The organism is Nostoc mirabile CHAB5784 (assembly GCF_020829645.1).
In the GTDB taxonomy this organism is placed as follows: domain Bacteria; phylum Cyanobacteriota; class Cyanobacteriia; order Cyanobacteriales; family Nostocaceae; genus Nostoc; species Nostoc mirabile.
This window is the reverse complement of the sequence record NZ_JAIVFS010000014.1, coordinates 86,099-109,282: the sequence shown is the minus strand read 5'-3', so window position 1 is coordinate 109,282 and position 23,184 is coordinate 86,099. Positions and strand designations below refer to the sequence as shown.

The following is a 23,184-nucleotide window of genomic DNA, read 5'->3' as shown; positions in this document are numbered from 1 at the left end:
TCATTATTTATTTTGCCCATTTTCCCTTATACAACAAGTTGGGGTAACAGAGATTCATCAACATAACTAAGAATTTTTGCCGCTCGATTTTCCCAGGAAAACTGCTTGACAAAATTGATACTATCTGTATAACCTTCTATTTTTCTGGGATGAGTTTCTAAAACCCGCTTTAGACATTCGGCAAATTTGCTGGGGTTATCTGGCTCACACCAAGCAGTAATCGACTGAGTATCTTGAAATTCAACTAATGATGGAATTTCTGTTGCTACAATGGGAGTCCCAGAGGCGAAGTAGTCAAACAGCTTTAAAGGAGATGTGAAAGTTGCCGCTTTTCCCGAACAATGAGGGTGAGTTAAAACATCAGCTGCTTGTAGCAAAGATGCTAAATCGTTATGTAATATATAGCCCAAAAATTTAATATTATAAACTTGTTTTTCTTTTACCAATTGCTGATAATATTCAACTTGTGTTGGCTTACCACCTGCACAAACAAATTGCACATTAGGCATTTCGTTAGCCACATCAATTAGTACATCAATACCTTTAAATTGCTGTAACGCTCCCGCATAAAGTACCAATTTTTGGCTTTCGTCTGGCAATAGTTTTTGACGCCATTCTGCTGCTTTTTCTGGTTGTCTCTCCATAAATAAGCGATTAAAACCATTGTGCAGTTTAATCACTTTTTCTGGTGGCATCCCATTTTTAATCATGCTTTCGCGGATAGTATCTACAACTGTGACAGCAAGTTGCAATAGCGGATTTGTAACAATTTCTGGCTCAAATGGTTTATCTTCGTGGTGGTGGTGTTCATAAATTGCCGGAATGCCATTTTTGATGGCAGCTTTGATAAAATTCCAGTTGCGACTGTGGACAATTTTAGTAGTTGGAAGTATGTGAAATGGTAAATAATACTTGCTGGCAATGGTATTAGAGTCAGTAAATTTACTCCGAAAATGGTCAATCGGCCAAGGCATTGGTAAGGGAGCAACTTTTAACTTGTCATGAAGGTTGTAATATTTAATAAGTTCTGTTGGTGTTTGTCTCGGTTGAAAAGGACGAGCTAAATTAGCTGGATTAATAGCTTTTGCTCCTTTTTCAGGATATACCAAAACTGTTGAGTATCCCAAGTTGGCAGCGCCGTTAGCTGCATTTGTAGACTGTACTAGGTGAGCCTCTGGCTGCGGCAACTCTTCACCAATGAAAAAAATATAGTGTTTTTTTAAAGCATAATTTTTCATAATTTTAAACATTAATACTATTCTCAAAAATTTCTAAATGGTCGAGCAAATATATAGCATATTCATAACTTTCAGTAATTAATCCCTTTTGTTCTTCTGTGGTGTATGTCAAATTATCAGCTAGAGAGCGGAGAGAGCTAAGTATGAGATTTAGAGAAACCCGAAACTCAATGGAGAGATGATTAAAGGTCTGATAATAGGTACTTATAATATCTTGATTTTGTTCAGAAATTGAGATAATTTCCCCCTTTGTTTGCAAGTTAATAACATCCTCAAAAACATCTATGGTGTTGAGAATCCTCCAAGCTGATTTGTAAGAGTCTTCAATTAATTTCTGCTGTTCTTGGGAATCGTCTACCAAATCATCAAGTAATAAACGTAGGAACCCAATCATCGAGTTCAACTGTGTCCGAATTTCGTGAGAGATGCGGAACAAGCTTTGCTTGTGTTTAGTAGCGGCTTCAGGATGTTCAACAAATTTATTTGAGTTTAGGCGCATTGCCTTAAGAATTTTTGTCTGAATCAAGTTTTTGTTAGGGCGATCGCTAAATTGCATTGAGTACAAACGCGAGTAGTAACCACCTTTTTGTAAAAGTTCTTCATGGGTTCCCACTTCTACCACCTGTCCTTGATCTAATACGGCAATTTGATTGGCTTTTTGGACTGTGGAAAGGCGGTGAGCAATTATAAGGGTTGTGCGATCGCGACTCAAATCATCAAGCGCAGATTGTACTAAGCGTTCGGAAACGGTATCTAAAGCGCTGGTGGCTTCATCTAAAATCAGAATTTCGGGATTTTGAAGCAGGGCGCGGGCGATCGCTAATCTTTGCCTTTGTCCACCAGATAACATCACGCCGCGATCGCCAATCAAGGTATCAAATCCTTGAGGCAATTTGCTAATAAACTCATAGGCATTTGCCCGCTTGGCTGCTGCAAGAATTTCATCCTCAGTAGCCTCTGCTCGTCCGTATGCGATGTTATTCTTTACCGAGTCATTAAAAAGAAAGGTATCTTGACTAACAATCCCCATTCGCTTTCGCAGGGATACAACATCGAACTCCCGCAAATCAGTACCATCAATGGTAATACTGCCAGCTATTGGATCATAGAATCTGGGCAAAAGGTCTGCTAAAGTTGATTTACCAGCACCAGAACTGCCTACTAATGCTAAGGTCGTGCCACGCGGTAAAAATAAATTCACATCTTTGAGTACCAACTTTTCATGACCAGGGTAGGCAAAGCAAAGAGAATTAAAAGACACGCCCTCAAGTAATTTTGTATAGGGAACCTTACCCTTATCCATGAACGGCTTATCGTGCAGGCTTAAAAACTCATTCGTCACATCTACACTGGCAGCAGTACTGGCAAAGTTGCTGCGAATACTATTTAACTGAGAAATTAATGGCAGCACTCGCAGCAGCACTAATAAATACGTTAGGAGTACAGTGGAAAGAGAAGAAACTTGAGAAGCAAAGAAGGTTTTGCTCAAAAGTACAATCAGCAGTAAAGCTGTAATACCCATCACCTCACTCAGAGGTGTAATCGCTTCTGAATTAACCTGAGATTGGAAATCTGCTAATTCGCGATCGCGAATTAATTTTTTAATCCGTTGATATTCTTTTTCTTCATTTCCCGTCGCCTTTACCAGTCGGATTCCGTTCAAAGTCTCCAGCACAGAGATTGAATATGCTCTAGACATCTCACTAAGCTGTTTCCCAAAATTTCTAGAGCGGGAAATTGCATACTGATTTATTAACGTCACCAACGACAGCAAAAGCGTAGCAGCAATTGTCAGCTGCCAAGAGATTGACAGCAATAAACTGACGAAAACTAAAATTGTGATTCCCAGGATAACCATCCTGACTGTACTACCTATAGCAGTTGCAGCCCGACCAATTTCTCCACCAAGACGGTTGATTAAATCACCAACCTTTGTCTTGGCATAATAATCTATATCAATTTCTAGTAATAACTTTAACCCAGTTTCGCGCATATCCGATGTCAGCTTTCGGGTTAAAGAACTCGATGCTAAGGCGCTGGCATAAGTAGCTAAGTTTTTTAAAAAAATTGTGAATATAATCGCCCCAGCCATTACTACTATCCGGTAAGATTCTGGAGTATTATCAAAGGGAGATACCAAATTTTTTAGGATGGGAGGGGCAGTACTTAAATCTACTTCTTGTCCCACAATTTTTAAAATCACTGGCACAATTAAAGCTGTGCTAATTCCATTAAATAAGGCTCCAGAAAATCCTAACAATATTGTCAGCAGAATCAAACCTGGATAGGGTTTAGCGAATCTTAGTAGTAGTTTTCTGGTAGACATTGCGTATTTTTATGCCACTTTCACTTATTAATATAATTCACAAATTACTTGTTAGATTGGCTAATTATCAGATAAATAAAACTAAATAATCTTCATTTCTCAACTCCGTTAAAACACAGTTAAACCTACAACACCAGCAATCGCGAGATTTTGCCAGATAGTATCTAGAATCGATTTGGCACATAAGGCAATGAAAATCTCTTTTTTAATGCCCAATGCCCTATTAATATTCACAACTGAGCAATTACCGACTTCAGTACAGAAGCCATAGCCTCTATGCTATAGTGTTCCACACATCTTTCTCTTGCCTTGATACCTCGCTGGTTTGCTGACTCTAAATTTTGAAAAATCAATTGAATTTGTTCAGCAATCTGTTCAGGGCAACCAGGCTCGACTAAATAACCAGTATCACCTAAAATTTTGGGAATATCTCCAACTCGTGTTGATAATATAGGTTTAGCCATTGCCATTCCATCTGTCAACTTTAGGGGAAATTGAGCACGAGTTTCTGGGGTATCTCGCTGGGGGACGACTACAATGTGAGCCGCCGCTACCAAATCAGGCATAACATCAGCTGGATACTTTGGTAATTTGATAATCCAGCGTCCCCACTTTTGTTGAAGTTGCTGATCATAATCATCATAAGGACTGCCACCTACAATGACTAGTCTTAAGTCTGGCTGATTAATTTTATCGAGTGCTATGAGAACATCTTCTAGACCTTTATAGGGTCTTGGCGCACCAGGAAACATTAAAATACGATATTGAGATAAACCATAACGGCTTCTACTAGACTCAGCATCATATTGAGTGGGATCAAATAAAGAGGTATCCTTGCCATTGGGAACAAATGTCCCGCCAAAACGTTGGTGCAAAAATTCAGTATGTACTGTCACTGCATTAGCTTGATTCACCAAAGCTTCCATCCATTTCAAGTACAAAGGATGATTAGGTAATCTCAAAACACCGTCTTTTTTAAATAAGTCTTTTGCTAGCTGTTTGAGTGTGGGACGATATTGCCATTCATCGCCGCCATACCAGCTAAGTTCCCAATCATCGATGTCTAAAATTACTGCTCGGCGAGTGTATAGTTTCTTTAATAGTGCGACTCCAAAACTAGCTGGTTGAGGCTTAATTGCATAAATAATATCTCCATCAATATGTTTTAAAATTTTACCTACGGATTTAAAAAAACTTGGATAATTAATACCTTCTACAGCATATACTTCAGATTCTAAGGGAATTGCTCCGTACAACTCATTACCAAATAAGAAGCCCAGGATTTCTACTTCGTATCCCAGCCTAATCAAGGCTGCTTTTAATAACGAAGCACGAATAAAACCATCATTAGTAGATAAATTCCAGACAAGCAACGATACCTTTAATCTATCTTTCATAAATGCTAAATTTCCTACTTATAAATGCATCATTTATTACGCCAGGGATTTTGAACTTGATTTGGTAAAAAAACTTTAGCGAATCTGTCAAAAACCCTTGTATATAAGGAACGAGTAATGTTTTTAGCATATTGAGGCCTATAAGGATAGGTACAGTGAAGAACTTTAATTGTATCCTGAATATTGTAAGCATCCTGCCACTTACTGAGATAATTATAGGTTGGTGGCAGTATTTTCATGTGAGGGCGTACAGATGCGATCGCAGAAGCAAAAGCTCCTTGATCTTTTAGGAGTAATTTATCTTGGTTATTTTTGACAATCTCAAAATAACGTTGGAATTCTTCAAAAAATACCTTGGTTACTTCTGTTTTCCGAAAAGCCATAAAACCGCCATTATATTGCACACTATCTGCTTGTAATGGTAAACCTACAGATTGCAGAATTGGCAAAACATTTGGCAAAAGGTCTTCTTGTTTACCACGTAATAAATTTGTAGCTTTAAGAATAGAAGGTTGCACATCTTCAGTTAGTAAAAAGTCATATTCATCTAAATACTCAAATACATCATTGATATCCGAAAGTAAACAAATATCAGAATCTAGGTAAATTGTTTTATCAAACTCAGAAGCTGCATATAGAGCCAATTTTGCTTGGCGTGATGCTAAAACAGTATTTTCATTTGCAGGCGCTGGCTTTAAAATTACATTTTTGAACGCCTTTAGCAAGGGATAAAGAACTATTGGAACTTGGTCAATTAAAATAATGATCGGTTCTTGATGAAACTTTCTAACCGCCGCTAAAAAATGAATACAATCTTGAAAAGAGTATAGTCCAGTTAAAATTGTAATAAATCCTTTAGTTTTTGTTGACATAAATAAAATGATAATTGTTGTTTATTAGGAAATTAAATAGGGATTTTTTCAAAATTTTACTCTATTTTTAGTTATATTCAAATTAAATAGAGTAAATATAAACAAAATATTAACTTGAAAAATTATTATTTTTAAGTAAAAAAATAATAGAATAAATCTAACTTTTTATTTGTTGGTATTCCCAGCGAAATTTTACTGATAAATTCATCTGAAGTTGATTTAGTTTAAGTATAATTACCTTGTAAGCACGGTTGTATAATATCATCATGGTTAATATTGCACTATAGCTATAATAAACAAAGTATAAATACTTAATATAGCTTGTGCAGGTAGCCCTATTATTCACTGGAATGTAGGATTGCTACTCAATACCAAACATTTATGTTGTAAGGGAGACAGAGGTAATGCAGGTAATCCGTCTGGAAGCACTCTCAGACAACTACATATTCTTGTTGCATGACGAAAAGCAAAATATCGCCGCTGTTGTCGATCCAGCGGAGTCTCAACCAGTATTAAAGAAACTGGCAGAATTACAAGCTGAGTTAGTAGCAATTTTCAACACGCACCACCATAACGATCATGTGGGTGGTAATAAGCAATTAATAGAACAATTCCCCCAATTGATAGTTTATGGAGGAGCGGAGGATCGTGGTAGAATTCCCGGTCAGCAGGTGTTTTTGCAAGAAGGCGATCGCGTCGGGTTTGCAGATCGCATAGCTGAAGTTATCTTCGTTCCCGGACATACCCGCGCTCACATCGTTTACTACTTTCCCCCAGAAAAAGCTGGTGAGACAGGCGACTTATTTTGCGGCGATACCTTATTTTCTGGCGGTTGCGGTCGCTTGTTTGAAGGAACACCGAGCCAAATGGTGGACTCTTTAAGCAAATTGCGCTCTCTACCTGATGATACACGCATCTGGTGTGCCCACGAATACACCTTGAAAAATCTGCAATTTGCCCTAACTGTGGATGGCAACAATACCGACTTACAAAGACGCTTCAATGAAGTAAAAGCTTACCGTAGCCGAGGAGAAGCTACCATCCCCTCGCTGCTGGGAGTGGAGAAGCGAACAAATCCCTTTTTACGTTGGGATCAGGAATCATTACAATTAACTGTTAAGAGTAGCGATGCAGTCCAAACCTTTGCACGGATACGAGAAATGAGAAATAACTTTTAAGTATGGGCATTGGGCATTGGGCATTGGGAAGACACAAGGGGACAAGGAGAAAGACTTCTTACTTGTTGCAAGTTCTCACTTAAGTCACCTTGTCTCCCCTGCTTCCCCTGCTCCCTCTGCTCCCTCTGCTTCCCCCACTCCCCACTCCCCACTCCCCACTCCCCATTCCCCAATTCATTCAATTTTCTCTAATAGTTGCGATCGCACCCTTCCTTTCGCTACGATCTGTAAGCTTTAGGGTATAGGCAAAGAAGCTTGGAATACAGCACTGACATTGTGAGCTATCTTACCCAAACCCGAATTAATCAGATTTTACAGGAAAAACGATGGCGAAACGCGTACAGTTAGTTTTAAATCAGGATATCAGCAAGCTGGGAAAATCTGGCGATTTAGTGGAAGTAGCTCCTGGCTACGCTCGTAATTATCTGATTCCCCAAAAATTGGCAACCAATGCCACTCCTGGTATTCTCAAGCAAGTAGAACGCCGTCGTGAGCAAGAGCGTCAACGGCAATTAGAACTCAGACAACAAGCTCTTGAGCAAAAAGAATCTTTAGAAAAAGTTGGCAGCTTGACAATTGCCAAGCCAGTTGGTGAAAACGAAGCAATTTTCGGTACTATCACCACCCAAGATGTTGCAGATGCGATTAAGGCAGCCACCGGTCAAGAAATCGATCGGCGTGGAATTACCATCCCCGATATTAATCACCTTGGTACTTATCAAGCCGAAATCAAGCTGCATTCGGAAGTAGCGGCACAAATCGATATTCAAGTCGTCGCTAGCTAGGAGACAGCAGAGGGAGCAGGGGAAGCACGCTAACTCTTGTACAGACGCGATTAATCGCGTCTCCCTTGTACAGACGCGATTAATCGCGTCTCTAGCAAAATTTCAAAACTAAAATCGTTTATGGCTGAAGAACTGAGTTTTCAATTGTCTGGTAGCGATCGCCTCCCTCCACAAAATATTGAGGCGGAAGAAGCGATTTTGGGAGGTATTTTACTAGATCCAGAAGCGATTAGTCGAGTTAGCGATCGCCTCCTTCCCGAAGCTTTTTACATTAGCGCTCACAAAGATATTTATCAAGCAGCTGTGAGGCTCCACGCCCAAGGAAAACCCACAGACTTGCTCTCAGTCACCAGCTGGCTGACTGACCATGAAATGCTTGCCCGCATTGGTGGTAGAAATAAATTAGCAACTCTGGTAGACCGCACAGTGTCAGCCGTCAACATTGACGCCTTAGCAGGGTTGGTGATGGATAAATACCTGCGGCGGCGCTTAATTAAAGCTGGCAATGAAATTGTACATCTTGGTTACGAGACAGAAACAGAATTACCACAGGTTTTAGATCAGGCAGAACAGAAAGTTTTTGGCGTTACTCAAGAGCGTCCCCAATCGGGTTTAGTTCACATTTCTGATACTCTAATTAATAATTTTCAGGATATTGAAGATCGAAATCAAGGCATCGCCTTACCTGGTATTCCCTGCGGATTTTACGATTTAGATGCCATGACCGGCGGCTTTCAGCGTTCTGATTTGATTATTGTCGCTGCTAGGCCTGCAATGGGAAAGACAAGCTTTTCGATGAATATTGCACAATATATTGCCAATTACGAAATTATTATCAAGCATGATAACATTGACGAGCGGAAGAAACTACCAGTTTCTATTTTCAGTTTGGAAATGTCCAAAGAGCAACTGACGCAACGGTTATTAGCTAGCGAAGCGCAAATTGAAAGTAGTTATCTGCGGACTGGACGCCTGAGCCAAACACAGTGGGAACCTTTAAGCCGTGCTATTGGTATCCTTTCGGAGATGCCGATTTATATTGATGACACACCTAATATTACAGTTACACAAATGCGTAGTCAGGCAAGAAGACTGCAAGCTGAACTTGGAACACTGGGTTTGATTGTAATAGATTACTTGCAATTGATGGAAGGAGCAGGCGATAATCGCGTTCAAGAATTATCAAAAATTACGCGTCAACTCAAAGGTTTAGCGCGTGAACTATCTGTACCAATTATTGCTTTATCTCAGTTAAGTCGAGGAGTGGAAGCACGCACTAACAAACGCCCGATGTTATCTGATTTGAGAGAATCCGGTTCGATCGAACAGGACGCGGATTTAGTAATAATGTTATACCGCGATGAATATTACTCTCCAGATACTCCCGATCGCGGGATTGCAGAAGTGATTATAGCTAAACATCGCAACGGGCCTACTGGTACTGCGAAACTTTTGTTCAATCCACAGTTTACAAAGTTTCAAAATTTAAAAATTTAGCTATTGAATTGGGGGCTGGGGACTGGGAGAAACCAATGCCCAATGCCCAATTCTCAATGCCCTAGTTTCTACTTAACTCCCAGCAATTCCACTTCAAACAGCAGAGTTGCGTTGGGTGGAATCACACCACCAGCACCACGAGCGCCATAACCTAACTCTGGGGGGATGATTAACTGACGACTACCGCCCACTTTCATAGTGCTAAGTCCTTCGTCCCAACCTTTGATTACCTGTCCAGCACCGATTTTAAAGCTGAAGGGTTGGCCGCGATCGCGTGAACTATCAAACTTAGTACCATCTTCTAAAGTGCCGACATAGTGAACTTCAACCGTTTGTCCAGATTGAGGAGTCGCCCCAGTCCCCTCTTTTAACTCCACATACTTTAATCCAGAGGGGGTGGTTACGGCATTAGCATCAGACATAGTATTGCTCGCAATTAGAGTATTATTTTCAGTTACAGTTGGGGGCGCTGGCGGCGTTTGGGTTATCTGGGCAGCAATGGCAGTATTCTGTTTACTACCTACTTGCCCTACAGCCAAAAGTACAACACACGCCAGCATGAACGCCACGCTGAGGAAAATTGCTTTCAAAATCAGTTCTCCTTACTTAGGTATCCTGGCAAAAACATTACCAACAGGACACAATTAGTTTAAATCAGAAAGGACATTTTAACGCCAAAGCTTATTTTCTAAATCGCGCAATTGACGCTCTAAACGATCAATTCTACCGCGCAGTTCGTCTACTTCCGACTGGCGAGCTACCCCCAAATCTTGCATCATATTTCGCATTTGCCGTTGCATTTGGACATCGAAGTTTCCCTGCTCCGACTTTAACTGCTGGGCAATATCATCTATAACTGCCTTGGCTTGCTCTGGATTGAGCTTACCGTCTTTAACTAAATCATCGCTGACTTGGCGCAGTTTTTCTGCTACTAAAGACGTTGTGCCAAGACCCACCATCATAAGCTGTTGCAACCAGTTGTTGCTCTCCATACTCCCTTCCTCTTAAATTATTTCAAACCAGCCGATCCTTGCTCCTGAGTGTAGGCAATCAAGCTATGCTAAAAGCGTGGTTATTCTAGCCTACATCTCTATTTTGGCAAATTAGCAAACACAGAGATCGCACGGTGTGCTTATAGAACGACTCAAGTTTAAGGTTGCCCCGAGTTTAAGGGAAAATTTTATTCAGAAGGACGCATTAATTTGGACAATAGGGCTGGCTGAATATCCTAAATTTCTCCCTAAAGAGGTTTAGATTAGCCTCAATGACCACACAGAAGCTACCCTGATCATTTTTTGGGCAACACTCGAGCAGTGGAAAGCCTTACCCCAAGCAGATTTGCAGACTATTAAAGATAAATTCATCCAAGCACTGAGAGAATCTTATCCAGTAGTGGAGTCAGCAAAGTATCAAGTACGGAAATTTCCCCATTTCTAGGTGAAAGATTACTCTCGACTCCAAGAGTTGGGGCTTAACAACAGGCAAGCTTCCGCCACAGTTACTAGTGAAGCGATCGCCCCAAAAAATTATAGGAATCCAACTTGAGTTTTGCCAAGTATACTGAGAACCAAAACCTGATTTGGCAAGCTTTCAGTCAGCTTGGTTTTTCAAAAATCAAATCGGATTCCCATATCATAAAATGAGTTAGAGGTTAGATAAACTCATTGCTTTTAAAACTTAAAGCATCTTCTTTGTATCTCCATTTTTAAAAGTAGGGAGAAGTTAAATTTTTGCACGCCATTTCTGAAAGGATATCTCGTAATCCTCTGTTTTACTCTGATAAACACTCCACCAATGAAAAAATAGTCCTAACCCCCATCCTAATGCTGGGAAGATAGCCCAAAAATAACTAGGACTAGTTATTAAATTCAAAATAATAAGGAATAAATTCACCGCTATGAAGGAAATAAAGTGTGACCAAAAGGCTCTGCGTCGGAAAGTATTAAATGTGCGTCGCGAACGTTCCTCTTCTTGTTGAGCTAACCACTTTTTTTCAGTTGTTTCCAAAATATCAGAAGAGATACCTAACTCAGATGCCATTTCTATAAGCTGTTCTCGTGAAAATCCACCTTCCTGTTTACGAGCAAGTGCTATTTGAAGGATTTTTTGCACATCTTCTGAATCGTAAGTCATTTTAATTACCTTATAAGTTTGTGTGTAAATGCGCCTTTGATTTCACGAAGTTTTCGATAGGCTTCGTTCAATTCAGTTAGCGAATGCCTTCACATTTTGCACCCAATACTTAGTGACATTCACAAGCTTATTATTTTCTCACAATCGATTTAGGGCTACTGTATTTGTCAATACCTCTATATTGCTTTTATGACAATGCCGTAAGAGCGATCGCTCTTACGGCATTAAGCCAAACATTATTTGAAAGTTGAATGCTAGTCGGTAATTCTGAAGTGGTTAGGGGAGTTGCTTATTGGACATGAGTGGCCCTTATGGAAAGCGTAAGGTGATGTCTACGACGGGCATAGATACAGCACCTTTTCCATTAAGATTGTGTAGCGATCGCTTTCTTGTTTTCCGAGAGTGACAAAAAACTTTTTACCTAATTGCCTTCTTTTTCTTCAGCCATATTCCCAACAACCCAGCAATTGCTATTCCTCCAATACTTGATGGTTCAGGCACAGGTATTACACTCACATTATCTAAGTAGAAAAATGCGTATCTATCCACATACCCAAACTTTAACTCTGTAGATGATGCGTCTGCCGTAAAATTGAAATTATATTGTGTGTATGGCTGGTAAGAAATGTTTTTTTGATCAAAAATCTTATTTCCACCTACAAATGTCTGAAATTCATTATCAAGGTCAGGTGCCTCGGCTACAGATGCTAAAAAGTAACTAAGTTCGTATGTCTGACCAGGTTGTGTAGAAAGGGTCTGTGATATGTAGCTAAGGTCTACAAATCCACCAAGTGATAAACCCTGATTACCACTATGATGTAGAGGGAAATTGCTAATTTTAGTTAATGATGTATTTATCGGATCACCAGATTATTTTTTAGTGAGCTTCACGAAACATGACTCCAAATAGTTCAAATTTCACGACAACGACGTGGTGATTAAGGCGCGAGAAAGCCATAACCTTTAAAGATATTCTGGGCAGTAGTACCAGCTAAGTAGTTAGAAAAACTCCGTGCCGTCGTTAAAACTGTAGTTCTGGTGAGTATACCTAGTGGGTAGACAATTGCATCGCTCTCTCTTGTTAGAGCAGTTTGTACGACTCTTACCTTGTTAGAAATGGCAGCATCGGTTGTGTAAACAAAACCTGCATTAATAGTTTTATTTACACCGTTAACTTGAAGAGTTTTATTTTCAACAGCAGTTAAAACGGTACGCACATTACTAGCAAGGGATAATTTAGGACTAACAGTCGTGAAAATACCTCGACTAGTAAGAACTTGTTTGGCATAATTTCCTGCTGGCACAACTGGAGGAGTACCTGTGTAGTCACCTATAGCAATGCCAGTAATGTTAGCGTTGGTCAAACCATTAATGGTACTGAGACCAGCACTACCAGCACTAACAGGAGGTGTCGTAGGAGCAATCAAAGCTAGACGATTTTTGACAATGTTCTTACGGCTATTTGTCACCAATTTGCTTGGGGTTGCATTCTGTAATACATTTATTTGGTCTGTCGCAGCAGAAATAAAAATATCTGCTGGTGCGCCTGCTTGTATTTGGCTCAGTAAGGTACCAGAAGCACCAAATGTATACACAACGTTAACACCTGGGTTAGCATTTTGGTATCGAGTTTTAATGTCATTTAGCGCGTTTGTTAAGCTGACAGCCGCATACACGTTAAGTGTGGTTACGGAACTTGCTGGCGATAAATTGACAAACTGCAAACCTATTACCAACATCATGCTGGTAACTGCTGTAGCAATGCAAGCAATAAATCTTCTTCTGTTCATGAAAGTTATAGTTTGGGGAAAATATTACCTAGAAGTTTGATTAAATAAGGGGAACCCTAAAAACCAACTTTTTAAAGCGAGCCACTGCGCCTAAGTCCTATTGGAAATAAGCAGCTAATCACAATTGCTAAAAGCATTAATGTGATGGGCTGTTTATTATTTCCAAGTGAAATTACACAAACAACGAGTGAAATGTATTTAATGATGAAATAATACCAGTTAAATACGCTTACTACCAATTTTTTTGGTTAACAAATGCTGACACAAAGCTAGAGCAAGTACATTTAAATTTTCTAAAAACCCTATTTTGCTTACTCAGCAAAGATTTTACTATAAGATTGCCAGATAACTTCTAAATATCTAAAACTCTGCTTATACCAACAATGTACTTTTTGAGTATCAATTTAACTAATTTTATTGGTATTGCGAGTGCTGCACTAATAATCTTGGATGCGATCGCTCCTGCCTCTGTATAAAGAAGGAGCGATGCCTGCGGTGGTAAACTACACATCATAGAGTGCTTGTAACTCATCCGCCCAAACAATGTATATATAATTCTCTATTTGTATAAAAATATAGACAATCATTTATGATATCAATAAAAAATTTTATTCGGTATACGTCTAACGATAGATAGATTTTATTAAACAAATAGTTTAGATTTGTAACAGATTACACAGAATTAGGTAAAACACATGGCCAATATAGTTGATACCGCCGCTAATAATGGTTCTTTCAACACACTAGTTGCAGCAATCCAAGCAGCTGGTCTAGTAGATACACTGAAAGGCCCTGGGCCATTTACCGTCTTCGCACCTACTGATGAAGCGTTTAATAAGCTTCCAGCAGGTACAGTAGACTCATTACTTCAAGATATTCCAAAGCTCAAGAAAATCTTGACCTATCATGTAGTCTCAGGAAAGGTACTAGCTGCTGATGTAGTTAAGCTAAAGACAGCTACAACAGTTGAAGGTTCAGATGTAAAAATTGACGCTTCTAATGGCGTTAAAATCAATGATGCAACTGTTGCAACAGCAGATGTTGATGCTGATAACGGTGTCATCCACGTAATTGACACAGTTTTGATTCCTGCATAAGCAAACGTCAGAATAGCTAATGCTATTTCTGGGGCGGCGACTACCTGTAGTCGTTTCTCTATTACAGTCTGGTTGAATGTTTTTTAGTAAACACCAACTATCAACAAATCCATCTAGATACTGTCTAGATGGATTTATTGTTTCATAGGTTTAGATTTAATTAGGTGTAATCAAATTTTTAGTTTCGCCAAACCCAAATAACGAATACCTTCGGGGGAAATATCAAAACGGCAAGGTAAGACTTCTAAACCGAGAGCGATCGCATCCCGTAATAATTTACCATATATAGGATCTGTGCGATCGCCAGGGGAGAACTCAGTACAATCACCGCGATTGATAAAGTAAAGCATCACCGCACGAGTTAGAGGTAGCAGCGCCATTAGTTCTCGCAAATGCTTTTGTCCTCTTGTAGTTTCCGTGTCGGGAAATAAGGCTAGTCTTCCCTCAGACAAAGTTGTATTTTTCACTTCTAAATAAATCGCGCGTTCCTCATCACTCCCCATCAAGAAAAAATCCACTCGACTTTTTTTATCTAGCCCATAAACTACCTCGCCTTTGACTTGGCTATAGCCGCCCAATTCGGGGAAAAGATGTTTCGCCAAAGCTAGCTTTACCACCCGATTGGGCAAGAAAGTATTTATGCCTACCCAAGTCGGCTCGTTGTCATGTACCTGAATTAGTTCTAAAGTGTAAGCCAATTTGCGGTTAAGATTATCACTTTTGGAAAGCTGTACAGCACTTTGGGGAGTCGATACTCCAGTCATTGGCCCTGTATTTGGACAATGTGCTGTCACTATTTCGCCAGAAGTAAGTTGAACGTCGGCAAAAAATCGCTTGTAGCGTTTTAGCAGAATACCCGAATACAAAGGTGGGTAACGGTAAAGCCAATCTATCATTATGAAACCTTGTTGCTGCTAGTAAATATACGTCGATTCCTTATCCACCTACCTCTCAACAGCAAATCTTTTCAGCAGCTACTCTGCCCCATAACAGAAATTGAGTAACTGTGTATATCATAAAATGCGAATTTTTGTAGTTAAATTAACAACATAGTAATATAAAGTAGCATATACTAGGTATTATAATCCTCCCATAAAGAAAAATCCGGGAGAATTCCAACGTGCAAGGAGGTAAATCCTATGCAAAAAGTGTGGTCATCAACGGAATTAGAATATGCTTTTCTGTTTACTCTAAGAAAGGTAAATTCGATAAATGTAGAAGGTTTCAAGCCATTTTTTAGTAATATGCCTATTGACCCTTATATCAAAGGCAACTATCGTTCGAGAAGATTATCTCGGTTCACAGTTTCTGGAAATGAGTTAATCAAATTACCTCATGGCTACTTCTTTCAAAGTAAAGAGTATAATCCATTAGTGGGCGACGTAAAAAGAGAGTTTACAGAATTAGATGATGCACTCATAGAACTTGATATTTTTAGAAATCTTGTTTTAGCATTTAGCGATTCTTGTAAACTTCATCCTGAAGCTGAAATCGGAGTTCATCAAATTAGAATTATTTGTTCGCCAGATAATTTTGCTAATCCAGCCCCTGAAGGTATCCATCAAGATGGAACTGATTTTATTGGCGTTTTTTCAGTAGATAGAGATAATATTCAAGGTGGAGAAACACATCTATATACTGCCAAAAGAGAAAAACCTGTGTTTAGCAAAGTTCTAAATCCGGGGGAACTATTATTGGTCAACGACCATGAGTTTTTCCATTTCGCCAATCCCATAAAACCACAAACTGACGCTCAAGGAAGTTTTGATGTTTTTGTACTGACTTCTCCTAGCTTACTTTCAGAATAATTCTAGTTAACTGTAAATATTCTACAATCTACGAGATATGGGGAATTGAATGTAGTCATTTCCCCAGCTTTTTTATTTGTAATTGTAAATAATCAATCGTAATTAATAAACCTGCAATTTTTGCTATCTTTATATCACTTGGAATCGGAACTGTATCCAGATCACATCCACAAATTGCTGAATATAATAAGGAACTTGTAATATTATATGTTTGCTTGTTAGCCCTGTTAGCTAGTCCAACATCTTTAGAAATCGGAAGCATAAATCCAGAGTAACCACAGATTTTTATTGATACATTTTTTAATACACGAGAAACAAAGGCACGCTGAATACTTAAAATATTAAAGGTGAGTGTATAGGTGAGGCTACGAAACAAGCGTGCTGGAATTCAACTAACTGAATCAACTAAACAAATGCCATGAATGACGAATTCTACAATAGAGGATTGGAAAAGGCTAGGCGAAAAGACTACGCTGGAGCAATTGAGGAATTTAACCATGCTTTACAACTGACACCTTATTTTACCGAAGCTTACTTGCAACGGGGTTTGGCACATTATGACTCAGGTGCAATCCTTAAGGCTGTTTCAGATTATACCGAAGCCCTGAAGCTGAATCCTGAGAGTGTAGAGGCATATTATTGTCGTGGATTGGCAAGGGTGGCGCTGAAAAATTTACCGGGGGCGCTAGACGATGTTGAACGCGCTATTCGTCTCAATCTCAACTATGCTTCTGCTTATTATCTGCGGGGGATAGTGCGACGCAAACAGGGTTATATTCAAGACGCGATCGCTAATTTTAAAAAAGCTGCACAATTATATCTAGAACAACAGGATAAAGACAATTGTCGTCTGTGTCTGGAACAAATTAAACAGCTACAACCCCAAAAATTACCTGTTGTACAGCAATCACGTTCTCCAAATGCGCCCATTTTATCCACAAATGAATATTTCACGCAATTATTAGAAAAGGCTGAAAAGGGAGATACGCAAGAGGCACTAGCTGATTTAAACTGGGTATTAAAAGCCGATTCACAAGATGCCCAAGCTTACTGCTGTCGTGGGGTTGTGCGTTGCAAAATGGGGAATTATCGAGAAGCGATCGCAGATTTTAATCAAGCATTGCGATTAGATTTTCAAGATGCCATTGTCTATCGCAACCGAGGTAAAGCGCGTTCTATATTGGGCGATCATCAAGGTGCGATCGCGGATCTGAATCAAGCACTTCAGATGCAACCCGAAGATCCCTTAGTCTATATTGCCAGAGGCAATGCTTATCGAGCAATGGGTAACTATCTCGGTGCAATTCAAGATTACAGCTACGCACTACAAATAAACCCTGATGATGCTCAAGCTTACTACAATCGCGGCATTGCCTATACTTGCATGGAAGAAATGCAAAATGCCCTGGAAGATTATCAACGGGCGGCGAGTATTTTTTGTGAACAAGAAGACTGGGGAAATTATCAACAAGTCTTAAGTAGTCTAGAAAAAATCCACAAATTTAGTCCAGAGTCAAAAAAGCAAAAATATAACCTACTACGTCAGCGACTTTTGCGAATGGTTGGCGGATATTGGGAAATTGCCGAAAGATTAATTCAGCAGAAGCAGGATTACCATCCTGGGATGTCAGACGAGTGGTATTTGCAAAAAGTGATTGATGATTTAGAACGCGATCGCGGTAGATAATATCATGTCCGCCAAATTACCCATAATAAAAGAACCCCACCCCCAACCCCCTCCCCGCAAGCGAGGAGGGCAGGGTGGTTTCATACAACCACAGAAAAATTAAAACTGGGTTTCAAAGCCTCTCTCCGCTTCGGGGAGAGGTTTGGAAGTGGGGTAAAAAGCTATGTCACAAAACGAGAAATCAAGACTTATGTATTTTTCTTTTTTCGTATGAAACCACCCTGCTCCCCGCAAGCGAGGAGGGGACTATGATGTACCTCATTTGATTAGGAAAAGCTATAAGTAATCAAGCGGACATGATATCACTTGTTATTTTCCAATGAAACTAACTGACTACCGCTTCAGCTTTTTCCTCTACTTTTTCCTTCACTAACACATAAGGCGTTTCTGCACCTTGCGCGAGATATTCAGCTAGCTGACTTTCAATTTGATCGCGCACAATTTGGCGATACTCTAGAAAATGCTCGTTGTGGGCGCAAGCAGAGATGTAATGTTCAATAACTCCAGGGTTACGCTTGAGAATGCTGAACAAATGATGCCAGAACTTCCAACGGGTTTCCCGTTTGATGCCTTGTCGCCAAATTACAATTAACAGCGCTTTCACAACCACCCACTCTGGCATTTTTGCTGGCGCTTTCCAACTCGGCAAACCCATCATCAAGAAACAGCGATAGGTACGATCCAAATACTGCACTGGGTCGTATAAAGTACAAAACGCTTCAATATATTCTCGTGCAAGTTCTTCTAGGGGACGGGTGGGCAGGAAGTTCATCAATGTTGTTTGGTTGATGTTGCCATCTTGATTTTCCCGTAGTCGTCCTTCTTTTTTCAGGCGATGCCAAAGCGCAGTGTTAGGTAACGCTTGCAACATGGCAAAGGTAGTAGAGGGAATGGCTGCTTGTTCTGCAAAGCGGACAATGCGATCGCCTGCACCTGCTTTTTCGCCATCAAACCCGATAATAAACCCAGCCATTGGGCGCAATCCGGCTTTGATGATGGTTTCCACTGCCTCAGTTAGAGAACTGCGAGTATTTTGAAACTTCTTGGTCATTTGCAAACTATCCTCATCCGGCGTTTCGATTCCCAAAAACACCGCCGAGAAACCACACTCAACCATCAACTCCAACATTTCTGAGTCTTGGGCTAAGTCAATTGAAGCTTCAGTATCAAATCGGAAGGGATACTTGTGTTCTGCCATCCAAACTTTTAACTCTTTGAGCAACAATTTTACATTTCGTTTGTTGCCAATAAAGTTATCATCCACCATAAATACACCCCGCCGCCAACCCAATTCATAGAGGCAATCTAACTCTGCTAACAGTTGTGCTGGGGTTTTGGTGCGTGGTTTGCGCCCGTAGAGAACAATAATGTCACAAAATTCGCACTGGAAGGGACACCCACGCGAAAACTGCACCGACATCATGTCATAGGCATCCAATTCTAATAAATCAAAGCGGGGTATTGGTGTGCTTGTGACATCTGGCTTTTCTGTGGCGCGGAAAGTGCCAGATGTTTCTCCCCTTTTGATTGCCTCAATAAACATGGGGAGAGTGATTTCTCCTTCATCCAAAATCAGAAAATCTGCACCAACATTTTCAACTTCGTGAGGTACAGAAGTGGGGTAGGGGCCGCCAACTGCGACTAGCTTGCCACGTTTTTTTGCTTCCTGGATTTGTTCAAGTAAATCTTGTTTCTGGACAATCATCGCAGAGAGGATTACCACATCTGCCCATGCCCATTCTTCTTCTGTTGCTGGGCGGATGTTGCGATCTACCAGTTTGAATTCCCATTCTTGGGGCAGAATCGCCGCCACTGTTACTAAACCCAGAGGTGGTAATAAAACTTTGCGATTGACTAACTCCAAGATTTTTTCATAAGACCAAAAAGTTTTGGGAAATATTGGATACACTAACAAGATTCGCATGTAGTATCAATCCTCACACTTTGATTGTTATCCCACTCTAACGAAAATAAAGAGTTATTGACTTTTTATTAAAGTTGTTTTATTTTACCATTGATATTTTTCCCTCCAATGGACAAGTAGGGACGGGAATTCTTACAGCTAATCGGCAAAAAGAAAAGCATGTTGCAACAGGAGTCAGGAGATTTCTAGTTTCTCTAACTACGGCCAGGCTGCAAACTAAATGCATATCTGTAGGACTTACGCAACTGTCACAGGCGATCGCCAGATGTGTTCAGGATTATCACTAAAATTTATGAAGAATCTTAATCGCCTGTAATCCTGAATAGATATCCAACCTTTGATTTAAAGGCTTTACAGACTGATATTATCACCATCTGAGCGCGAAAACAGCTTTTCCTTAACTGTCACAGTAGACCCGATTAAATTCATCAGTACTTTTCAGCAGCTTCCTGTTTTGCGAGCTCGTTGGAAGGAAGTTAGACAGCAAAAAAGATTAGCTATTGTGCAATATTATTATGTTGCCTATCTCCAAGCACGTCAAGCAGCTCTAATTGCTACTTATCAAATACAAAAATTTACTGGAGGCTCCGGCATTGCCAGCCTTTATTCTCAAGCAACTTCTCCTAAGAATGTCAATCATCTTGCTAACCCAATACGCTTGGGTTAAGAAGAATCGTAGGTTGGGTTTCACTTCGTTCAACCCAACAAAGCCTTGATAATGTTGGGTTTCGTTCCTCAACCCAACCTACACCAGTTTTATTTTTTAGCCTTAACCCAAGCGTATTGCTTGCTAACCCTGATTACGTTGCAGCTGCAACATCTATGTTAGAAGCAAACACACGCAAACGATTGACACTAGAAGAACTGGCAGCTTGTGTCGGCTTATCTTTGCAAGAAATGACCGCTATCATTAGCAAAGAATAGATATTTTATCATGCACGTTTAACGCCACTAATTTTTAAAACATCACTCATAGTTGCACAATAATTTGGCAAGCCGAAACTATCAGGATTGATAAATTTTTCGTATGTGAAATGCCGATAGTTCATACAAAATCGATCCCAAGCGGCCATCTGAATGCGGAACAGAATAATAATCAAATTAGCTAATGCTAAAGATATGGGAATGCGAAAGTAAATCTTTTTGCCCAGATAAGCACAAACTTGTTTCACTGCTTGATTAGCAGTTAACGGTGCTTGACCTAAAACAAGCCGACGTGGTTGATCGTTTTTGGCAGGATGATCAATTAAATATCGCACGACAGTGGCAATATCTCGTCCGTGGATAAAGTGAAAACTACCATCTGCTTCCAAAAAGCGAATCAAATTAATATATTTCGTAACTTCTGGAATGCCAGAGGTGGCATGAGAATAGGGTTTATTGGCATCACCACCCAATACTAAAGTGGGAAATACTGTGGTAATTTTAGGTGCGATCGCTAATTTTTCTTTTTTCTGTAAGCAGTCATATTTGGAACGGATGTAATCTGTCCCAATTTCCCCAGCTTCTTTTAATGGTTGATTATAGCGATCCAAAACGCTAGCTGTCGAAAAATAAATTACCTGCTGGCAACGTTCTGGATCTAGCAGTTCTAGCAACTCTATAGTCTTGACAACATTAATATCAAATGTCTCATCACCACCCCAAGCTGTGGCTGTGAGTACTGCCGTATCAATTGTGGATAGCAAATCGGCAAACTGGCGAATATTTTGCATATCACCTTGCAAAACGTTGATACCTGAACGGGCCTTAGTATCAACTTGCAGTTTACTTGGGTTCCTAACTAGTAGATACAGTTCGTAATCTGTTTCTTTAATTAAGGCTTCTGTTAAATAATGACCTATACAACCACTTGCACCAGTCACTAAAATCCGTTTCTGGCTCATAGAGAATTTATCAAAAGTAAGGAGTTAAAAGTTAAGAGTTAAAAATGAAGTTAAAAGTTCCGAATCAGAAGCCATGAATCAAGTTAGGAGTGAGGAGTGAGGAGTTAAGAATAAAAAAATAACTCTGCACCTCGCAACTAAATAGTTTATAACTCCTAACTCATAACTCATAACTCATAACTCCTAACCCTTAACTCCTGCAAGATTCAGTTCTTTTGCTGTTTCAAAGAAGAAAGCGACATTTTCTTCTGGAGTTTCTGGGAGGACACCATGACCGAGATTGAGAATGTGACCCCAATTACCAGCTTTGCGAACGGTATCAAGAATGCGATCGCGGATAAACTGTTTAGAGCCAAATAGCACGCCTGGGTCAAGATTTCCTTGAACTTTGACTTGCTTACCCAATCTGGCTCGTGCGTCTGCCATATCCACTGCCCAGTCTACACTGACTATATCAGCGCCAGATTGTCCCATTCTTTCCAACACACCCGCACTACCGCTAACTAGCAAAATCAAAGGTGTATCGGGGTGGGTTTGCTTGACTTGTTGGAAAACTCTCTGCTGATAGGGGAGAGCAAAGGTGTCATAATCTTGAGGACTCAATTGACCCGCCCAAGAATCGAACATTTGCACAACTTGAGCGCCAGAGTCAATTTGGTAGCGGGCATAAATGGCGATCGCATCTGCTAATTTAGCTAACAATTGATGCAATATAGTCGGATCTGAAAATGCCATGTTTTTGATGATGGAATAGGTTTTGGAACCTTTTCCCTCAACTGCATAAGCTGCTAATGTCCACGGCGCACCCACAAAGCCCAACACCGTTGATTTATCGCCTACTTCAGAACGCAACGCTTGTAAAATTGTCTTGATAAATGGTAGAGCTGCTTCTGGTTCTAAAGGATGCAGACGTTCAATTTGTTCTTGAGTGCGGAGGGGCGAGTGAATGATTGGCCCTTTACCTTCGGCAATATCCATGTCAATGCCCAAACCAGGTAATGGGGTGACAATATCAGAAAATAAAATTACTCCATCTGGCTGGAAGGCTCTCCAGGGTTGCAAGGAAACTTCAATTGCTACATCTGGAATTTCCGAGCGATCGCGAAACGAAGGATACTTATCTCTTAAGTCTCGATATGCTTTCATATATCGTCCCGCTTGTCGCATCATCCATACAGGGGGACGATCTACTACTTCACCACGAGCAGCCCGTAAGAGATGAGGAGTCGTTGAATAAACACCCATTTATTACTTCATCCTATTTATGCCACTGTTTAGCTTATCATTCTGGGATTACGCTTTTCCAGCAAGTTCTCAGGAAAAGGTGAATAGCAGGGCATAATAGTAATATTTTATAATATTTTGATTATTGGATATGAGCGATCGGTTGGCTTGACTACAGTATTAATGCCAGCAAGTGCGACAAGTTATGGTTTTTTTGGCTTCTCCCATCAAATCATCGCTTTGAGTCCCACGTAGAAATGCACCTCTCACTTCTGCATCAAGGGAACGCATGAGGAAAACTCCATGACAAATAACAAATGTGTCTCTACGTCTGGCGTAAAG

The 23,184-nt window shown here is 40.1% G+C and carries 20 protein-coding genes and 1 pseudogene; 7 read left to right on the top strand and 14 right to left on the bottom strand.

Annotated elements, in window-relative coordinates; genetic code table 11:
- Positions 1–26 precede the first annotated feature (26 nt).
- From LC653_RS12180 to LC653_RS12165, 4 genes are all read right to left on the bottom strand, one after another.
- Complete coding sequence (locus LC653_RS12180) at positions 27–1,238, bottom strand: glycosyltransferase family 4 protein (RefSeq protein WP_372478172.1); 1,212 nt, start codon at positions 1,236–1,238, stop codon at positions 27–29.
- Positions 1,239–1,242: 4 nt separating this feature from the next.
- On the bottom strand, positions 1,243–3,564 hold the full coding sequence (locus LC653_RS12175; RefSeq protein ID WP_229494716.1) for an ABC transporter ATP-binding protein: 2,322 nt from the start codon (positions 3,562–3,564) through the stop codon (positions 1,243–1,245).
- Between the two features lie 230 nt (positions 3,565–3,794).
- Positions 3,795–4,961 (bottom strand): glycosyltransferase family 4 protein, encoded by a 1,167-nt coding sequence (locus LC653_RS12170; protein WP_229494715.1) that lies wholly within the window; start codon positions 4,959–4,961, stop codon positions 3,795–3,797.
- 29 nt (positions 4,962–4,990) lie between these two features.
- Positions 4,991–5,833, bottom strand: a complete 843-nt coding sequence (locus LC653_RS12165; RefSeq protein WP_229494714.1) for a putative nucleotide-diphospho-sugar transferase — start codon at positions 5,831–5,833, stop codon at positions 4,991–4,993.
- A gap of 404 nt (positions 5,834–6,237) precedes the next feature.
- Here LC653_RS12165 and gloB point away from each other — a divergent pair, with 404 nt between their 5' ends.
- From gloB to dnaB, 3 genes are all read left to right on the top strand, one after another.
- Positions 6,238–7,011: a hydroxyacylglutathione hydrolase gene (gene gloB / locus LC653_RS12160; RefSeq protein WP_229494713.1), complete on the top strand. Its 774-nt coding sequence runs from the start codon at positions 6,238–6,240 to the stop codon at positions 7,009–7,011.
- Positions 7,012–7,337: 326 nt separating this feature from the next.
- A complete protein-coding gene (rplI, locus tag LC653_RS12155; protein ID WP_229494712.1) occupies positions 7,338–7,796 on the top strand; it encodes a 50S ribosomal protein L9 in 459 nt (152 codons plus the stop codon).
- A 120-nt stretch (positions 7,797–7,916) separates the two neighbouring features.
- Positions 7,917–9,293, top strand: a complete 1,377-nt coding sequence (gene dnaB, locus LC653_RS12150) for a replicative DNA helicase (RefSeq protein WP_229494711.1) — start codon at positions 7,917–7,919, stop codon at positions 9,291–9,293.
- A 68-nt stretch (positions 9,294–9,361) separates the two neighbouring features.
- On the opposite strand, the gene LC653_RS12145 is transcribed toward dnaB, so the two are convergent.
- The 5 genes from LC653_RS12145 to modA all read right to left on the bottom strand — a co-directional run bounded on the left by LC653_RS12145 (position 9,362) and on the right by modA (position 13,216).
- Positions 9,362–9,883, bottom strand: coding sequence for an FKBP-type peptidyl-prolyl cis-trans isomerase (locus tag LC653_RS12145; protein WP_229494710.1), 522 nt, complete (start codon positions 9,881–9,883; stop codon positions 9,362–9,364).
- 78 nt (positions 9,884–9,961) lie between these two features.
- Positions 9,962–10,285 carry a phasin family protein gene (locus LC653_RS12140; protein WP_109011445.1) on the bottom strand — a complete coding sequence of 108 codons (324 nt, stop codon included), beginning with the start codon at positions 10,283–10,285 and terminating at the stop codon, positions 9,962–9,964.
- Positions 10,286–11,015: 730 nt separating this feature from the next.
- Positions 11,016–11,426 carry a 2TM domain-containing protein gene (locus LC653_RS12130; protein WP_229494709.1) on the bottom strand — a complete coding sequence of 137 codons (411 nt, stop codon included), beginning with the start codon at positions 11,424–11,426 and terminating at the stop codon, positions 11,016–11,018.
- A gap of 417 nt (positions 11,427–11,843) precedes the next feature.
- The gene (locus tag LC653_RS47290) at positions 11,844–11,927 is read right to left on the bottom strand and encodes a PEP-CTERM sorting domain-containing protein (RefSeq protein WP_372478171.1); all 84 of its coding nucleotides are present in this window, start codon (positions 11,925–11,927) and stop codon (positions 11,844–11,846) included.
- Positions 11,928–12,364: 437 nt separating this feature from the next.
- Positions 12,365–13,216 (bottom strand): molybdate ABC transporter substrate-binding protein, encoded by an 852-nt coding sequence (gene modA, locus LC653_RS12125; RefSeq protein ID WP_229494708.1) that lies wholly within the window; start codon positions 13,214–13,216, stop codon positions 12,365–12,367.
- 695 nt (positions 13,217–13,911) lie between these two features.
- Here modA and LC653_RS12120 point away from each other — a divergent pair.
- Positions 13,912–14,313: a fasciclin domain-containing protein gene (locus LC653_RS12120; protein ID WP_229494707.1), complete on the top strand. Its 402-nt coding sequence runs from the start codon at positions 13,912–13,914 to the stop codon at positions 14,311–14,313.
- A 170-nt stretch (positions 14,314–14,483) separates the two neighbouring features.
- Here the strand turns inward: LC653_RS12120 and sfsA are convergent, their stop codons facing one another.
- Complete coding sequence (gene sfsA, locus LC653_RS12115; protein WP_229494706.1) at positions 14,484–15,209, bottom strand: DNA/RNA nuclease SfsA; 726 nt, start codon at positions 15,207–15,209, stop codon at positions 14,484–14,486.
- Positions 15,210–15,452: 243 nt separating this feature from the next.
- Between sfsA and LC653_RS12110 the strand changes: the two genes are divergently transcribed.
- Positions 15,453–16,121, top strand: a complete 669-nt coding sequence (locus LC653_RS12110) for a 2OG-Fe dioxygenase family protein (protein WP_229494705.1) — start codon at positions 15,453–15,455, stop codon at positions 16,119–16,121.
- Positions 16,122–16,123: 2 nt separating this feature from the next.
- On the opposite strand, the pseudogene LC653_RS12105 reads toward LC653_RS12110, so the two are convergent.
- Positions 16,124–16,437, bottom strand: a pseudogene (locus LC653_RS12105) (DUF711 family protein); the annotation flags it as partial.
- Positions 16,438–16,539: 102 nt separating this feature from the next.
- Here LC653_RS12105 and LC653_RS12100 point away from each other — a divergent pair.
- Positions 16,540–17,808: a tetratricopeptide repeat protein gene (locus LC653_RS12100; RefSeq protein ID WP_229494704.1), complete on the top strand. Its 1,269-nt coding sequence runs from the start codon at positions 16,540–16,542 to the stop codon at positions 17,806–17,808.
- Between the two features lie 325 nt (positions 17,809–18,133).
- Here LC653_RS12100 and LC653_RS12095 read toward each other — a convergent pair whose 3' ends face one another.
- On the bottom strand, positions 18,134–19,732 hold the full coding sequence (locus LC653_RS12095) for a B12-binding domain-containing radical SAM protein (RefSeq protein WP_229494703.1): 1,599 nt from the start codon (positions 19,730–19,732) through the stop codon (positions 18,134–18,136).
- A 454-nt stretch (positions 19,733–20,186) separates the two neighbouring features.
- Between LC653_RS12095 and LC653_RS12090 the strand changes: the two genes are divergently transcribed.
- Positions 20,187–20,399: a hypothetical protein gene (locus LC653_RS12090; RefSeq protein WP_229494702.1), complete on the top strand. Its 213-nt coding sequence runs from the start codon at positions 20,187–20,189 to the stop codon at positions 20,397–20,399.
- Positions 20,400–20,664: 265 nt separating this feature from the next.
- Here LC653_RS12090 and LC653_RS12085 read toward each other — a convergent pair whose 3' ends face one another.
- Both LC653_RS12085 and hemE read right to left on the bottom strand, forming a co-directional pair.
- On the bottom strand, positions 20,665–21,618 hold the full coding sequence (locus LC653_RS12085; RefSeq protein WP_229494701.1) for an NAD-dependent epimerase/dehydratase family protein: 954 nt from the start codon (positions 21,616–21,618) through the stop codon (positions 20,665–20,667).
- Between the two features lie 183 nt (positions 21,619–21,801).
- The gene (hemE, locus tag LC653_RS12080) at positions 21,802–22,863 is read right to left on the bottom strand and encodes a uroporphyrinogen decarboxylase (RefSeq protein WP_229494700.1); all 1,062 of its coding nucleotides are present in this window, start codon (positions 22,861–22,863) and stop codon (positions 21,802–21,804) included.
- Between the last annotated feature and the right edge of the window lie 321 nt (positions 22,864–23,184).

What these genes read in the sequence shown, in the direction of transcription:
- LC653_RS12180 (WP_372478172.1), bottom strand. Translation starts at nt 1,238, where the DNA reads ATGAAAAATTATGCTTTAAAAAAACACTATATTTTTTTCATTGGTGAA.
- LC653_RS12175 (WP_229494716.1), bottom strand. Translation starts at nt 3,564, where the DNA reads ATGTCTACCAGAAAACTACTACTAAGATTCGCTAAACCCTATCCAGGT.
- LC653_RS12170 (WP_229494715.1), bottom strand. Translation starts at nt 4,961, where the DNA reads ATGAAAGATAGATTAAAGGTATCGTTGCTTGTCTGGAATTTATCTACT.
- LC653_RS12165 (WP_229494714.1), bottom strand. Translation starts at nt 5,833, where the DNA reads ATGTCAACAAAAACTAAAGGATTTATTACAATTTTAACTGGACTATAC.
- gloB (WP_229494713.1), top strand. Translation starts at nt 6,238, where the DNA reads ATGCAGGTAATCCGTCTGGAAGCACTCTCAGACAACTACATATTCTTG.
- rplI (WP_229494712.1), top strand. Translation starts at nt 7,338, where the DNA reads ATGGCGAAACGCGTACAGTTAGTTTTAAATCAGGATATCAGCAAGCTG.
- dnaB (WP_229494711.1), top strand. Translation starts at nt 7,917, where the DNA reads ATGGCTGAAGAACTGAGTTTTCAATTGTCTGGTAGCGATCGCCTCCCT.
- LC653_RS12140 (WP_109011445.1), bottom strand. Translation starts at nt 10,285, where the DNA reads ATGGAGAGCAACAACTGGTTGCAACAGCTTATGATGGTGGGTCTTGGC.
- LC653_RS12130 (WP_229494709.1), bottom strand. Translation starts at nt 11,426, where the DNA reads ATGACTTACGATTCAGAAGATGTGCAAAAAATCCTTCAAATAGCACTT.
- modA (WP_229494708.1), bottom strand. Translation starts at nt 13,216, where the DNA reads ATGAACAGAAGAAGATTTATTGCTTGCATTGCTACAGCAGTTACCAGC.
- LC653_RS12120 (WP_229494707.1), top strand. Translation starts at nt 13,912, where the DNA reads ATGGCCAATATAGTTGATACCGCCGCTAATAATGGTTCTTTCAACACA.
- sfsA (WP_229494706.1), bottom strand. Translation starts at nt 15,209, where the DNA reads ATGATAGATTGGCTTTACCGTTACCCACCTTTGTATTCGGGTATTCTG.
- LC653_RS12110 (WP_229494705.1), top strand. Translation starts at nt 15,453, where the DNA reads ATGCAAAAAGTGTGGTCATCAACGGAATTAGAATATGCTTTTCTGTTT.
- LC653_RS12100 (WP_229494704.1), top strand. Translation starts at nt 16,540, where the DNA reads ATGAATGACGAATTCTACAATAGAGGATTGGAAAAGGCTAGGCGAAAA.
- LC653_RS12095 (WP_229494703.1), bottom strand. Translation starts at nt 19,732, where the DNA reads ATGCGAATCTTGTTAGTGTATCCAATATTTCCCAAAACTTTTTGGTCT.
- LC653_RS12085 (WP_229494701.1), bottom strand. Translation starts at nt 21,618, where the DNA reads ATGAGCCAGAAACGGATTTTAGTGACTGGTGCAAGTGGTTGTATAGGT.
- hemE (WP_229494700.1), bottom strand. Translation starts at nt 22,863, where the DNA reads ATGGGTGTTTATTCAACGACTCCTCATCTCTTACGGGCTGCTCGTGGT.